Here is a 13,173-nt window from a genome sequence, read left to right as displayed (position 1 = left end):
AAGACCACCCACCGATGAAAGCCCCCGAACTCCTGCTGCCAGCCGGTTCGCTGGACAAGATGCGCGCCGCCTACGATTTTGGCGCCGATGCCGTCTACGCCGGCCAGCCGCGTTACAGCCTGCGTGCGCGCAATAACGAATTCAAGCTGGAAGAGCTGCGTACCGGTATCGAGGAAGCGCACGCGCGCGGCAAGAAGCTGTTCGTGGCCAGCAACATCCTGCCGCACAACAGCAAGATCAAGACCTACATGTCGGACATGGAGCCGGTGATCGAGATGAAGCCGGACGCGCTGATCATGGCCGACCCGGGGCTGATCATGATGGTGCGCGAACGTTGGCCGCATGTGCCCGTCCACCTGTCGGTGCAGGCCAACACCACCAACTACATGGGGGTGAAGTTCTGGCAGAAGATGGGGGTGGAACGCATCATCCTGTCGCGCGAGCTGTCCCTGGACGAGATCGCCGAGATCCGCCAGCAGTGCCCGGACATGGAGCTGGAAGTGTTCGTGCACGGCGCGCTGTGCATTGCCTATTCCGGCCGCTGCCTGTTGTCCGGCTACTTCAACCACCGCGACCCGAACCAGGGCACCTGTACCAACGCCTGCCGCTGGGACTACAAGGTGCACGACACCCAGGGCGACGACGCCGGCGACGTCAAGCCGCAGAAGATCGACTTCGACTTCGGCAAGGCGCTGGAAGAGGCCAACCAGAGCTTCTCCTCCTGTGGTGGCCAACAGCGCCACCCGCTGGCCGACAAGGTTTACCTGATCGAAGAAGCCAACCGCCCCGGCGAGCTGATGCCGATCATGGAAGACGAGCACGGCACCTACATCATGAACTCCAAGGACCTGCGTGCGGTGGAGCAGGTGGAGAAACTGGCCAAGATCGGCGTGGATTCGCTGAAAGTGGAAGGCCGCACCAAGAGCCTGTACTACGTGGCGCGTACCGCCCAGGTATACCGCAAGGCTATCGACGACGCCGTGGCCGGCCGCCCGTTCGACCTCGGCCTGCTGGCCGAGCTGGATGGCCTGGCCAACCGCGGCTACACCCCGGGCTTCCTGGAGCGTCATCAGACCCAGGAGTACCAGAACTACCTGTCCGGCCATTCCAAGGCCAAACAGAGCCAGTACGTGGGCGACGTGATGAACGTGGATGCCGATGGCTGGGCGCTGGTGGACGTGAAGAACCGCTTCGCAGTGGGCGATCGCCTGGAGGTGATCCACCCCAGCGGCAACCGCGTGCTGGAGCTGGCGCAGATGACCCGCGACGGCACCGCCATCGAGGTGGCCTCCGGCAACGGCTTCAAGGTGAAGATTCCGGGCATGGCCGGCATGGAAAAGGCGTTGCTGGCGCGCCTGTTCTAAACCCGCGGTAGCGGGCAACGGCCAAGGCCGCGCAGCTGCGCGGCTTTTTGCTGCCCGCCGTCAGCGGCTGCGGCACATTCAAGGTTGGCCGCAGCCCGCTTTGGCCGTAAAATTGCTGCATTGCATTCATGCCGGACGCCCATTGCGTCCGGCTTTGATTTTCCAGAGGCCCCATGACCATTCAGCAACTGATCAACGACCGTGTCGCTGCCGCGCTGGCAGCCGCCGGTGCGCCGGACGCTCCGGCGGTGGTACAACCCGCATCCAAGCCGGAATTCGGCGACTACCAGGCCAACGGTGTAATGGGCGCGGCCAAGGCGCTGAAGACCAACCCGCGCGTGCTGGCCGAGCAGGTGATCGCCAAGCTGGATCTGGCCGGCATCGCCGACAAGGTGGAGATCGCCGGCCCGGGTTTCATCAACATCCATCTGGACCCGGGCTTCCTGGCCGGCCGTGTCGAGGCCGCGCTGGCCGACGACGCGCTGGGCATAGCCAAGGCCGCCAGCCAGAAGGTGATGGTGGAGTACTCGTCGGTGAACCTGGCCAAGGAAATGCACATCGGCCACCTGCGCGGCGGCATCATCGGCGACGCGCTGGTACGGGTGAACAGCTTCATCGGCCATGAAGTGGTGCGGCAGAATCACGTTGGCGACTGGGGTACCCAGTTCGGCATGCTGGTGGCGCACATGGTGGAATCGCTCGCCGCGGGCGAGGCCGATTTCGAGCTGAAAGACCTGGACGTGTTCTACAAGCACTCCAAGAAGCGTTTCGACGACGACCCGGCGTTTGCCGACCTGGCCCGCGACTACGTGGTGAAGCTGCAGTCCGGCGATGCCGAAGTGCTGGAGCTGTGGCACCAGTTTGTGGCGCTGTCGCTGGCACACTGCAACGCCATCTACCAGAAGCTGGGCCTGCTGCTGAACGACGGCGACGTGCGCGGCGAGAGCTTCTACAACGACGACCTGCCGGTGCTGGTGAACGAGCTGCGCGAAAAGGGCCTGCTTACCGAGGACCAGGGCGCGCAGGTGGTGTTCCTCGACGAATTCAAGAACAAGGAAGGTGAGCCGGCGGCGTTCATCGTGCAGAAGCAGGGCGGTGGTTACCTGTACGCCACCACCGACCTGGGTGCCATCCGCTTCCGCGTCGGCACGCTGGGGCTGGACCGGGCGCTGTACGTGGTGGACTCGCGCCAGAGTCTGCACTTCCAGCAGCTGTTCACCACCGCGCGCAAGGCCGGCTGGCTGCCGGAGAGTGCCGATTTCGAACACATCGGCCACGGCACCATCATGGGCCCGGACGGCAAGCCGCTGAAGACCCGCTCCGGCGAGAACATCAAGCTGGTGGAACTGCTGGATGAGGCCATCTCCCGTGCCTACCAGCTGGTGAGCAGCAAGAACCCGGATCTGGCCGACGCCGAGCGCCGTCAGATCGCCGAGGCGGTGGGTATCGGCGCGCTGAAGTACGCCGACCTCAGCAAGAGCCGCAACACCGACTACATCTTCGACTGGGATTCCATGCTCAGCTTCGAAGGCAACACCGCACCGTACCTGCAGTACGCCTACACCCGCGTGCAGAGCGTGTTCCGCAAGGCCGACGACTTCGATCCGACCGCCCGCGTGCTGATTACCGAGCCGGCAGAGAAGCAGCTGGCGGTGGCGCTGGCGCAGTTCGAAGACGTGGTGTTCGCGGTGGCCGACAGCAGCCAGCCGCACCACCTGTGCAGCTACCTGTACCACGTGGCCACGCTGTTCTCGCGCTTCTACGAGGCCTGCCCGATCCTGAAGAGCGAGGGTGCGGTACGCCAGAGCCGCCTGCAGCTGGCGGCGGCTACCGCCAAGACGCTGAAAGCCGGTTTGGGGCTGCTGGGTATCGCAGTGCTGGAAACCATGTAAGCGCCGGACATCCAGGCGTCGAAAAAAAGCCCCGCGATGCGGGGTTTTTTACTGTCTGCGGCCAACGTTGGCCGCGGGCTCAGTTGGCCGGGTGGCGTTCCTGCAGCGCGTGGAAGGCGGGCAGGAATTCCGGGGTGACGTAGGGTTTGAGCAGCGCCAGCACCTGGCGCACGCCGCGGTGGCCGGAAGCCTCGGTGATCGGCGCCTTGGGGCGCGCGGTCTGCTCGAAGGCGAACCAGAATTTCACCACCAGCCAGATGTTCACCGACACCGGGGCGATGTCGTCCAGCGACATGCGCAGCAGCCCCAGGCGGATGAACTCGCGGAAGTGGCCTTCCAGAATGTCGGTCAGCTCGCTGTGGACGAACTGCTGGTAGTCGGCCTGCAGCTGCGGGTTGCGCGCCATCAGCCCCGGCAGGTCGTAGAACATGAAGCGGAAGCGCCACATCGCCTCGAAGGCGGTTTCCAGGTAGTTCACCAGGTCGGCCACTTCCATGCTGCGGTGCTGCGGCACCGCCAGCCGCTCGGTGATGAAGCGGCGGTACAGCTGGAAGATCTGGTGCACGATCTCTTCCTTGTTGCGGAAGTGGTAGTACAGGTTGCCGGGGCTGATGCCCAGGTGTGCGGCGATGTGGTTGGTGGTGATGCTGCGTTCGCCGTGCTCGTTGAACAGCGCCAGGCTTTCCTCAACGATGCGGTCGTAAGTCTTGATCCGGGGCTTGGACATGGTCAGGGCGTATCGGTGTGGGTGTCGGGTTGGCTGTCGGCCTCTGGGAAGCAGACAAACAGGAAGCGGTGCAGGATGGCTTGCTCCACCCGCTGGCGTTCGCGCGGCGGCACCGCATAGCGCAGGATGGCGCGGTATTCCTTCTCGCTCGCCGGCTGCAGCGAGATGCGCGGCGTTACCGACGGCGTGTCCAGCAGCAGCTTGCTTTCCAGCATCGCCATGTGGGCGCGGGCGCCTTCCAGATAGGGCGCGCACACCTCGTCGGCAATCTGCTGTAGCACCCGCTCGGCTCGGGCCGGCTTCAGGCTGTACGGCAGCGGGATGGTGAGGATGTGCATCACGTAGTCGCCGGTGAAGTTCTCGCGCGCCACCGGCTGGGTCAGCAGCATGCTGTTGGGAAAGCTCAGCATGCGGCCGGTGATCTGGTGCGCGTCGTGGCGCGGACCGATCTCCAGCACCGTGGTGGACAGCATGGTGATGTCCATCACCCGGCCGCGCAGCGGGCCGATCTCGATGATGTCGCCCAGCTGGTAGGTGTTGCCCAGCGAGCGCACCAGGCCGCCGCCCAGACACATCAGCAACTCCTTGGTGGCCACCACCAGCGCGGCGGCGAACGCCACCATCGACAGCGCGATGGTCTGCAGCTCGCGTGCCCAGATCACCACCAGGCCGGCCAGGCCGGTGATGATCATGGCGTTGCGCACATTGATCAACCAGCGGCGGCGGGTCTCCACCGGTACCCGCGGGTTGGCCGCAATGGTGCGCACGATGCTGCCGTGTATCAGCAGCAGCACCACGATCAGCGCGCCGGTGCGGGCGATGTCGGTACCGTAGTCGTGCAGCAGTTCGGCGAGCCAGGCGGGCATCGGCAGTCCTGTCATCAGTCGTTGAGTTTCACCGCGTGTTCGCGGGTTTCGTGGAACACGATGTCCGGCCAGCGCTCCTGCGTCAGCGCAAGGTTGACGCGGTTGGGCGCCAGGTAGGCCAGGTTGCCGCCGGCGTCGGTGGCGATGTTCATCACCAGCGCGTCGGTAAAGTCGCCGAGCTTCTTGCGCTCGTCGCAGCTGAACCAGCGCGCCGACCAGATATTGCAGGATTCGAACACCGCGTCCACGCCGTATTCTGCGGCCAACCTCGATGCCACCACCTCGAACTGCAGCACGCCCACCGCGCCCAGAATCAGGTCGCCGCCGCTGTGCGGCTTGAATACCTGCACCGCGCCTTCCTCGCCCAGCTGTTGCAGACCCTTCTGCAGCTGTTTGAGTTTCAGCGGGTTCTTGATGCGCACACTGCGGAACAGTTCCGGCGCAAAGAACGGAATGCCGGTAAACGCCAGCTCTTCGCCTTCGGAGAAGCTGTCGCCGATCTGGATGTTGCCGTGGTTAGGGATGCCGATGATGTCGCCGGCAAACGCCTCTTCCACGATCTCGCGGTCGTGCGACATGAAAGTCACCACCGAGCTGGCGGCAATGTCACGGTTCAGGCGCAGGTGCTTCATCTTCATACCGCGCTCGAAACGGCCGGAGCACACGCGCAGGAAGGCGATGCGGTCGCGGTGTTTCGGGTCCATATTGGCCTGGATCTTGAACACGAAGCCGGAGAATTTCTCCTCGGCCGGGTCCACGTCGCGTAGGGTGGCGTCGCGCAGCTGCGGCGCCGGCGCCCAGTTGATCAGCGCGTCCAGAATCTCGCGCACGCCGAAGTTGTTGATCGCCGAGCCGAAGAACACCGGGGTCAGTTCGCCGGCCAGGAATTCGTCCAGGTTCCACTCGTTGGAGGCGCCTTTCACCAGCTCGATCTCCATGCGCAGCTGTTCCATTTCCAGCGGGAACAGCTCGTCCAGGCGAGGGTTGTCGATGCCCTTGATGATCTCGATATCGGTGATCAGCTTCTCGCTGCCGGCTTCGAACAGGATTACCTCGTCCGACAGCAGGCTGTACACGCCGCGGAACGATTTGCCCATGCCGATAGGCCAGGTGATCGGCGCGCAGCGGATCTTCAGGATGCTCTCGACCTCGTCCAGCAGCTCCAGGCTGTCGCGCACTTCACGGTCGTACTTGTTCATGAAGGTGACGATGGGGGTGTTGCGCAGGCGGCAGACGTTGAGCAGCTTGATGGTCTGTTCTTCCACGCCCTTGGCGGCGTCGATCACCATCAGCGCGCTGTCCACCGCGGTCAGCACGCGGTAGGTATCCTCGGAGAAGTCCTGGTGGCCCGGGGTGTCCAGCAGGTTGACGGTGTGCTCGCGGTAGTCGAACTGCATCACCGACGATGCCACCGAGATGCCGCGCTGCTTTTCGATCTCCATCCAGTCGGAGGTGGCGAACTTGCCGCCTTTCTTGCCCTTCACCGTGCCGGCCATCTGGATGGCGCCGGAGAACAGCAGCAGTTTCTCGGTCAGCGTGGTCTTGCCGGCGTCGGGGTGGGAGATGATGGCGAAGGTGCGGCGCTGCGCCACTTCGGCGGCAATACGGGTCAGTTCGGCGGACATGGCTCGGGTCGGGTAAAAATGCGGGAAAAACAGTAGATTGTACTTGAGTTTGCCCGCGGCGTAGAGGGGTGCAGGCTGGCGCGTCGCGGCGAGCCATGCCGTTGTCGCCGCCATGCGGCCAACCTTGATGCCGGCAGGGTCGGCATTTGCCGTGCGCCGCGCTACAATTGCTGCTTTGCCGCAACGGAGATCAGCCGATGTTTACCGGTATCGTGCAGGGAATGGCGCAGGTGGTGGCCATCGAGGAAAGACCGGGGTTTCGCACCCATCAGCTTGCCTTGCCCGCCGAGCTGCTGCCCGGTTTGCAGATCGGCGCCTCGGTGGCGCACAACGGCTGCTGCCTGACGGTGACGCGCATCGACGGCAATGTGGTGGCGTTCGACCTGATGGCCGAAACGCTGCGGCTGACCAATCTGGGCTCGCTGCAGGTGGGCGACGCGGTCAACGTGGAGCGCGCCGCGCGCTTTGGCGACGACATTGGCGGCCACGCCATGTCCGGCCACATCATGTGCACCGGCGAGGTCAGCGACGTGATCATCACCCCGGACAACCGCACCGTGTGGTTCCGCCTGCCGGCAGAGCTGAGCAAATACGTGCTGAAAAAGGGCTATATCGGCATTGATGGCTGCAGCCTGACCATCGGCGACGTGCAGGGCGATGCTTTCTGCGTGCACCTGATCCCGGAAACGCTGCAGCGTACGCTGCTGGGCGTGCGCCAGGTGGGCGACCGGGTGAATATCGAGATCGATCCGCAGACGCAGGCGATCGTCGATACCGTGGAGCGCGTGTTGGCCGCACGGGCAGGGCAGTGACGCGGTGACGCTGTTTGTCGAGATTCCGGATTCGACGCGCGGGCTGGTGCAGGAAAACGCCTGGCAGCAGCTCTGCCGCGAGCGGCAGCAGCCGTTCGTCGCCGTGCGTGTCACCGGCATGGGACATGCCGATGTATGCTGGGATCACATTACCTATAACCCGCTGCTGGACCAGGCGCTGTTCGCCATCAACCGGCAGGCGGTGGAAACCATCTTTCGGCGCCATGCCGGCAGCCGTTCCGGCTGCTTTATCGAAGACGGCATGGTGACTTTTACCCGGCTGGAACTGAACCGGGCGCGGCTGGCCGCCAGCGAGCTCTATCATCTGGTGCAGCAGGCCGTGAACCAACAAACGGACAACGAGGGCAACACAATGACTATCTCTCCGATCCAGGACATCATCGCCGACATCAAGGCCGGCAAGATGGTGGTGCTGATGGACGCCGAAGACCGCGAGAACGAAGGCGACCTGGTGATGGCCGCCGAGCACGTCACCCCGGAGGCGATCAACTTCATGGCCAAGCATGGCCGCGGCCTGATCTGCCTGACGCTGACCGAGGAGCGCTGCAAGCAGCTCAACCTGCCGATGATGGCCAGCAACAACGGCACCAGCTTCGGCACCAATTTCACGGTGTCGATCGAGGCCGCCGAGGGCGTGACCACCGGCATTTCCGCCGCCGACCGCGCCCATACCACGCTGGTGGCGGTGGCACGCGATGCCCGTCCGACCGACATCGTGCAGCCGGGTCACGTGTTCCCGCTCAAGGCGCAGAAGGGTGGCGTGCTGGTGCGCGCCGGCCATACCGAGGCCGGCTGTGACCTGTCGCGCCTGGCCGGGCTGGAGCCGGCGTCGGTGATCTGTGAAATCATGAACGACGACGGCACCATGGCACGGCTGCCGGAGTTGCTGGAGTTCGCGCAGCAGCACGGCCTGAAAGTGGGCACCATCGCCGACCTGATTCACCACCGCAGCCGCACCGAGTGCTTCGTGGAAGAAGTGGGCCAGCGCCCGGTGGATACCCCGTTTGGCACCTTCAAGCTGCATGTGTTTCAGGATGTGCTGAGCAAGGCGACCCATCTGGCGCTGGTCAGCGGCCAGCCGGATGCCGAGCGCGAGACGCTGGTGCGCGTGCACGAGCCGCTGTCGGTGATGGACATCCTTGATCCGCTGGGCGGCCAGCACAGCTGGACGGTGCCGGGCGCGCTGGAAGAAATCGCCGAGCGCGGCTGCGGCGTGGTGATCCTGCTGCACCGCCCGGAATCCGGCACTGACCTGCTGACGCGCGCGCTGCCGGGCAAGGCGGATACCGGCGTGCGCCAGCGCTGGGACAGCAAGACCTTCGGCATCGGTGCGCAAATGCTGCGCGCGCTGGGCGTGGGCAAGATGAAGCTGATGGCGTCGCCGGTGAACCTGCCGTCAATGACCGGCTTCGAGCTGGAAGTGACCGGCTTTGCTCAGCCGGAACACGTGCACATCGATTTGGGCTAGAATAGACCCCTTTTGTGATTGGTTTTTGCCGCGAGGAGCTGCCGCATGCTGGATCAGGTCAACACTATAGCCCCCGATGTTTTTGGTAAGGGTCTGAAAATCGGTGTGGTCATGGGGCGTTTCAACGAAAACGTCTGCCACGGCCTGCGTGATGCCTGCCTGGCCGAGCTGCTCAACCTGGGCGTTGCCGCCGGCGACATCACCCTGGCCACCGTGCCGGGGGCGCTGGAAGTGCCGCTGGTGCTGCAAAGCATGGCCAAGTCCGGCCGCTTCGATGCGCTGATCGCGCTGGGTGCGGTGATTCGCGGCGAAACCTATCACTTCGAGCTGGTATCCAATGAATCCGGCGCGGGCATCACCCGTGTCGGCCTGGATTTCAACATCCCGATCGCCAACGCCATCCTCACTACCGAAACCGACGAGCAAGCCGAAGTGCGCATGACGGTAAAAGGTCGCGAGGCGGCGCAGGTGGCGATCGAAATGGTCAATCTGCACAAAGCCCTGCGCGCCTGATCAGGTAGCGCCTGCTCTTTACCGAAGGAATTGCCGTAATGAAAACCGCCCGTCGCCGTGCCCGTGAATATGCCGTTCAGGGCATTTACGAGTGGCAGCTGAATGCCGACCGTCCGGCTTCGCTGATCGAGAAGCACCTGCGCGAAAACGATTACTTCCCCAAGGCCGATGAGGCCCTGTTCCGCGAGATCCTGTTTGGCGTGCTGAACGATTCCGCGCACCTGTCCAAGCTGCTGGCGCCGTTCTACGATCGCGACGCCGCCGAAGTCAGCCCGGTGGAGCGCGCCATCATGCTGATGGCCGCGTTCGAACTGACCGCGCATCCGCAGACGCCGTGCCCGGTGATCATCAACGAGGCCATCGAGATCGCCAAGACGTTCGGCGGTACCGACGGCCACAAGTTCGTCAACGGCGTGCTGGACAAGTTGGCCGCAGAAGTGCGTGCCGACGAAGTGCAAGCCATCCGTAACCGTCGTCAGGGCGCGTAATCGCGTACTGGCGTCGCACCGAATGCCCGCCGCCTGCCGCAAGGTTGGCCGCAAGGCAGCGCAAGGCCCGGCAATGCCGGGCCTTGTCATATGTGGCTGCCGCCGGCATCCTGGCCCGGCCGGGCGGCTGCGCTTTGCTCGATAACCCGAGGTATCGATGAACGAGTTCGATCTGATCCGCCGCTACTTCACGCACAGCACGCCGGCGGCGGTGCTGGGGGTGGGCGACGATGCGGCCATCCTGCGGCCGACTGCCGGCCATGATCTGCACGTTTCCGCCGACATGCTGGTGTCCGGCCGCCATTTCTTTGCCGATGTCGAGCCGGAGGCACTGGGCCACAAAGCGCTGGCGGTGAACCTGTCCGACATGGCCGCCATGGGCGCCACGCCGCGCTGGGCCTTGCTGACGCTAGCCTTGCCGCAACTGGATGAGGCCTGGGTGGCGGCGTTCGCGCGCGGTTTCTTCGGCCTGGCCGCCGCGCACGGCGTCGGCGTGGTGGGCGGCGATACCACCCGCGGCCCGCTGACGCTGTCGGTGACCATCATGGGCGAGACGCCGCAGGGCCAGGCGCTGCGCCGCGATAGTGCGCGCTCCGGCGACGACATCTGGGTGTCCGGCCAGCTGGGGCTGGCTGCCGCCGCGCTGCGCAGCCGGCTGGGCCAGTTGCCGGGCATCGCGCTGCCGGCGGACTGCTTGCGGCAGCTGGAGCGGCCGCAGCCGCGCGTGGCGCTGGGGCAGCAATTGCTGGGCATCGCCCATGCCGCGCTGGATGTGTCCGACGGCTTTGCCGCCGACCTGTCGCACATCCTGCAGCGCTCGCATTGCGGCGCCGAAATCTGGCTGGACGCCTTGCCCACCCATCCGGCGCTGCAGCCGCTGCGTGCGCAGCTGCTGCCGTGCATCGCCGCCGGCGGTGACGACTACGAGCTGTGTTTTACCGCGCCACCGGAGCGCGCCGCGGCCGTGCTGGCCGCCGCTGCGGTCGCCGGCGTGGCGGTCAGCAAGGTTGGCCGCATCAGCACGGTGCCCGGGCTGCGCCTGCTGGCCGGCGACGGCAGCGAGGTGCAACTGGAAAGGCTGGGCTATGACCACTTTGCCTAAGCCGGACTGGCGTTTTCTGCTGGCTCGCCCGGCGCATTTCCTGGCACTGGGTTTTGGCAGCGGGTTGCTCACGCCGGCGCCGGGCACCTGGGGTACGCTGGCAGCATTGCCGCTGGCCTGGGGGTTGCTACAGCTGGGGCTGGGCGGCCTCTGGCTGGCGCTACTGGCGCTGCCGCTGTTTGTCCTTGGCGTGTACCTGTGCGATGTGACCGGCCGCGCGCTGGGCGTGGCGGACAGCGGCCACATCGTGTGGGATGAAATCGTCGCCATGCTGCTGGTGCTGGCGTTTGTGCCGGCCACGCCGCTGGCATGGTTGGCCGCCTTCATTGCCTTTCGCTGTTTCGACATCATCAAGCCGTGGCCCATCCGCTGGCTGGATGCGCATGTGCATGGCGGTTTCGGGGTGATGCTGGACGATCTTGTGGCGGGCATCTTTGCCACAGTGGTATTGAAATTGCTGGCCCAGTTATGAAATAGGCATTGTTAGGCCGCTTTTGTCTGCGTAGCATGTGGCAAAAATTCGAGCGGCAATGGCTATGCAGTTTCATGTGGACGATGGCTTGATCGCAAGCCTGGGGCAGACGGAACAATGCTGGCTGGTGCTGGATGCGCATGGCGTGATTCGCCATCGCAACCCGCCGGCCAGTTTGCTTTTGGGCGATGCACTGCCGACGGGGCAGCCGTTGCCGGCGTTGGCGCATGACGCGCTGTTGCGCGACTGCTGTGGCTCGCTCGAACTGCTGCAACTGCAGCTGGGCGAGCTGACGCTGGGCGTGCAATTGCAGCCGGCCGTGGCGGGCCTGCAATTGTGCCGGGTGCTGGATCTGACGCCGGTGCTGCAGCAGGAGCGCGAGCGGCGTCAGCGTGAACAGTATCTGGCGGTGCTGTCGGCGCTGGCCAGCCTGTCGGAAAAAAACCGTGTGCGGCGGCTGGATCAGGCGCTGGCGCAGGCGGCGGAAGCCCTGGGCATGCAGATGGGGCTGGTGCTGCGCCGCGATGGCGCGCAACTGGAAGTGATTGCGCATAGCGCGCCGCAGTTGTTCAGCCACGGTGCGACCCTGCCGCTGGAGCTGGCCTACTGCGAGCAGACCTTGCGCAATGAAGGTCTGCTCGCGCTGCACGACGTGCTGGAGAGCACGCTGGCGCACAGCGGCTGTTATCGGCAGACCGGCATCCGCAGCTATATCGGTGTGCCGCTGGAGGTGGACGGGCAGTGCTACGGCACGCTGGCATTCTGTGCGGTGCCGCAGCATGCGCCGTTTACCGAGGCGGACGCGCAGTTTGTGCGCCATCTGGCGCGCTGGACCGGGGCGGTGCTGGAGCGCAAGTTGGCCGCAGACGAGCTGTCGCTGTCTTATCGCATTCTGGAAGAGCAACTGGACTGGCTGCGGCTGGCGGGGCAGGTGGCGCGGCTGGGACACTGGAGCTATTCGCCGCGTAGCGGCTGGGTGACGCTGTCTGCCGAGGCCTGTGCGCTGCTGGAGCTGCCGCGGCAGCATCTGCCGCTGAGCGAGGTGGAGCGGCGCATGGTGGTGGAGGACCGCCAGCGCTGGCGCAAGGCGTTTGCCAGCTGCCTGTACGACAGCGGCGAATTGCAGCAGGAGGTGCGGCTGCGGCAGCAGGAGGATCGCGTCAGCTGGTTGTCGCTGCGCGCGCAGCTGGTGGAACGGGATGACGGGCCCCTGTTGTTCGGCGTGCTGATGGACGTGACCGAGGCCAAGGAGTCGCAGCAGCTGATCCTGTACCAGGCCTCGCATGACGGCCTGACTGGCTGCGTCAACCGCGTGCTGCTGTTCGACCGCCTGACGCAGGAAATCCGGCGCTGCGAACGCCTGCAGCAGTCGTTCAGCCTGCTGTTCATCGATCTGGATCACTTCAAGCAGGTCAACGATCATCACGGCCACGATGCCGGCGACAAGGTGTTGATGGCGATTGCCGACCGCCTGCAGCGCATGCTGCGCAGTTCCGACACCGTGGCCAGGGTCGGTGGCGACGAATTCGTGCTGCTGTTGCCCGGCCTGGCGCCGGGGCGCAACCTGCTGCGCCTGCAGCAGGAAGTATTGGCGCAGATCGAGCGCCCGGTGCGCGATGGTCGCCACCACTATCGGGTGTCCGCCAGCATTGGCATGGCCAGCTACCCGCAGGATGGCGGCGACGCCGGGGCCTTGCTGCGCTTTGCCGATGACCGCATGTACCAGGAGAAAAGACCGGCGGCGCGGCGCGGTTAAGATGTAGTGCCCACGTTGGCCGCAAGGCATAAAAAAACGCCGCAGATCTCTGCGGCGTTTGTCGTTG

General features: G+C 65.0%; 12 protein-coding genes. 9 read left to right on the top strand and 3 right to left on the bottom strand.

Translation table 11 applies throughout. The annotated features are described in order from the left end of the window. Positions 1–14: 14 nt before the first annotated feature. Positions 15–1,364, top strand: a complete 1,350-nt coding sequence (trhP, locus tag ACFOLG_RS08795) for a prephenate-dependent tRNA uridine(34) hydroxylase TrhP (protein ID WP_386090853.1) — start codon at positions 15–17, stop codon at positions 1,362–1,364. A 173-nt stretch (positions 1,365–1,537) separates the two neighbouring features. Next, positions 1,538–3,256: an arginine--tRNA ligase gene (gene argS / locus ACFOLG_RS08790; protein ID WP_386090851.1), complete on the top strand. Its 1,719-nt coding sequence runs from the start codon at positions 1,538–1,540 to the stop codon at positions 3,254–3,256. Positions 3,257–3,335: 79 nt separating this feature from the next. On the opposite strand, the gene ACFOLG_RS08785 is transcribed toward argS, so the two are convergent. Genes ACFOLG_RS08785 through ACFOLG_RS08775 form a run of 3 tightly spaced genes read right to left on the bottom strand, consistent with a single transcriptional unit; the run spans position 3,336 to position 6,474 of the window. Further along, on the bottom strand, positions 3,336–3,983 hold the full coding sequence (locus ACFOLG_RS08785; protein WP_386090848.1) for a TetR/AcrR family transcriptional regulator: 648 nt from the start codon (positions 3,981–3,983) through the stop codon (positions 3,336–3,338). A 2-nt stretch (positions 3,984–3,985) separates the two neighbouring features. Continuing rightward, complete coding sequence (locus ACFOLG_RS08780) at positions 3,986–4,849, bottom strand: mechanosensitive ion channel family protein (RefSeq protein WP_386090845.1); 864 nt, start codon at positions 4,847–4,849, stop codon at positions 3,986–3,988. A 14-nt stretch (positions 4,850–4,863) separates the two neighbouring features. Continuing rightward, positions 4,864–6,474, bottom strand: coding sequence for a peptide chain release factor 3 (locus tag ACFOLG_RS08775; protein WP_386090844.1), 1,611 nt, complete (start codon positions 6,472–6,474; stop codon positions 4,864–4,866). Between the two features lie 197 nt (positions 6,475–6,671). Here ACFOLG_RS08775 and ACFOLG_RS08770 point away from each other — a divergent pair, with 197 nt between their 5' ends. The 7 genes from ACFOLG_RS08770 to ACFOLG_RS08740 all read left to right on the top strand — a co-directional run bounded on the left by ACFOLG_RS08770 (position 6,672) and on the right by ACFOLG_RS08740 (position 13,106). Next, a complete protein-coding gene (locus ACFOLG_RS08770) occupies positions 6,672–7,286 on the top strand; it encodes a riboflavin synthase subunit alpha (protein WP_386090842.1) in 615 nt (204 codons plus the stop codon). 373 nt (positions 7,287–7,659) lie between these two features. Then, the gene (ribBA, locus tag ACFOLG_RS08765; RefSeq protein ID WP_386090958.1) at positions 7,660–8,775 is read left to right on the top strand and encodes a bifunctional 3,4-dihydroxy-2-butanone-4-phosphate synthase/GTP cyclohydrolase II; all 1,116 of its coding nucleotides are present in this window, start codon (positions 7,660–7,662) and stop codon (positions 8,773–8,775) included. Between the two features lie 45 nt (positions 8,776–8,820). Next, the gene (gene ribH, locus ACFOLG_RS08760) at positions 8,821–9,288 is read left to right on the top strand and encodes a 6,7-dimethyl-8-ribityllumazine synthase (RefSeq protein WP_386090840.1); all 468 of its coding nucleotides are present in this window, start codon (positions 8,821–8,823) and stop codon (positions 9,286–9,288) included. A 38-nt stretch (positions 9,289–9,326) separates the two neighbouring features. Beyond that, a complete protein-coding gene (nusB, locus tag ACFOLG_RS08755) occupies positions 9,327–9,776 on the top strand; it encodes a transcription antitermination factor NusB (protein ID WP_386090838.1) in 450 nt (149 codons plus the stop codon). Between the two features lie 157 nt (positions 9,777–9,933). Continuing rightward, the gene (gene thiL / locus ACFOLG_RS08750) at positions 9,934–10,878 is read left to right on the top strand and encodes a thiamine-phosphate kinase (RefSeq protein ID WP_386090836.1); all 945 of its coding nucleotides are present in this window, start codon (positions 9,934–9,936) and stop codon (positions 10,876–10,878) included. Continuing rightward, positions 10,862–11,350, top strand: coding sequence for a phosphatidylglycerophosphatase A family protein (locus ACFOLG_RS08745; protein ID WP_386090834.1), 489 nt, complete (start codon positions 10,862–10,864; stop codon positions 11,348–11,350). Before thiL ends, ACFOLG_RS08745 begins: the two co-directional genes overlap by 17 nt. Before the next feature lie 58 nt (positions 11,351–11,408). Next, on the top strand, positions 11,409–13,106 hold the full coding sequence (locus ACFOLG_RS08740; RefSeq protein ID WP_386090832.1) for a diguanylate cyclase domain-containing protein: 1,698 nt from the start codon (positions 11,409–11,411) through the stop codon (positions 13,104–13,106). Positions 13,107–13,173: the final 67 nt, after the last annotated feature.

It is taken from the genome of Vogesella facilis (assembly GCF_042648525.1).
Classification (GTDB): Bacteria; Pseudomonadota; Gammaproteobacteria; order Burkholderiales; family Chromobacteriaceae; genus Vogesella; species Vogesella facilis.
Note: the sequence above shows the minus strand (reverse complement) of the source record. Positions and strands in the feature narration are given on the sequence as shown.

What these genes read in the sequence shown, in the direction of transcription:
- trhP (WP_386090853.1), top strand. Translation starts at nt 15, where the DNA reads ATGAAAGCCCCCGAACTCCTGCTGCCAGCCGGTTCGCTGGACAAGATG.
- argS (WP_386090851.1), top strand. Translation starts at nt 1,538, where the DNA reads ATGACCATTCAGCAACTGATCAACGACCGTGTCGCTGCCGCGCTGGCA.
- ACFOLG_RS08785 (WP_386090848.1), bottom strand. Translation starts at nt 3,983, where the DNA reads ATGTCCAAGCCCCGGATCAAGACTTACGACCGCATCGTTGAGGAAAGC.
- ACFOLG_RS08780 (WP_386090845.1), bottom strand. Translation starts at nt 4,849, where the DNA reads ATGCCCGCCTGGCTCGCCGAACTGCTGCACGACTACGGTACCGACATC.
- ACFOLG_RS08775 (WP_386090844.1), bottom strand. Translation starts at nt 6,474, where the DNA reads ATGTCCGCCGAACTGACCCGTATTGCCGCCGAAGTGGCGCAGCGCCGC.
- ACFOLG_RS08770 (WP_386090842.1), top strand. Translation starts at nt 6,672, where the DNA reads ATGTTTACCGGTATCGTGCAGGGAATGGCGCAGGTGGTGGCCATCGAG.
- ribBA (WP_386090958.1), top strand. Translation starts at nt 7,660, where the DNA reads ATGACTATCTCTCCGATCCAGGACATCATCGCCGACATCAAGGCCGGC.
- ribH (WP_386090840.1), top strand. Translation starts at nt 8,821, where the DNA reads ATGCTGGATCAGGTCAACACTATAGCCCCCGATGTTTTTGGTAAGGGT.
- nusB (WP_386090838.1), top strand. Translation starts at nt 9,327, where the DNA reads ATGAAAACCGCCCGTCGCCGTGCCCGTGAATATGCCGTTCAGGGCATT.
- thiL (WP_386090836.1), top strand. Translation starts at nt 9,934, where the DNA reads ATGAACGAGTTCGATCTGATCCGCCGCTACTTCACGCACAGCACGCCG.
- ACFOLG_RS08745 (WP_386090834.1), top strand. Translation starts at nt 10,862, where the DNA reads ATGACCACTTTGCCTAAGCCGGACTGGCGTTTTCTGCTGGCTCGCCCG.
- ACFOLG_RS08740 (WP_386090832.1), top strand. Translation starts at nt 11,409, where the DNA reads ATGGCTATGCAGTTTCATGTGGACGATGGCTTGATCGCAAGCCTGGGG.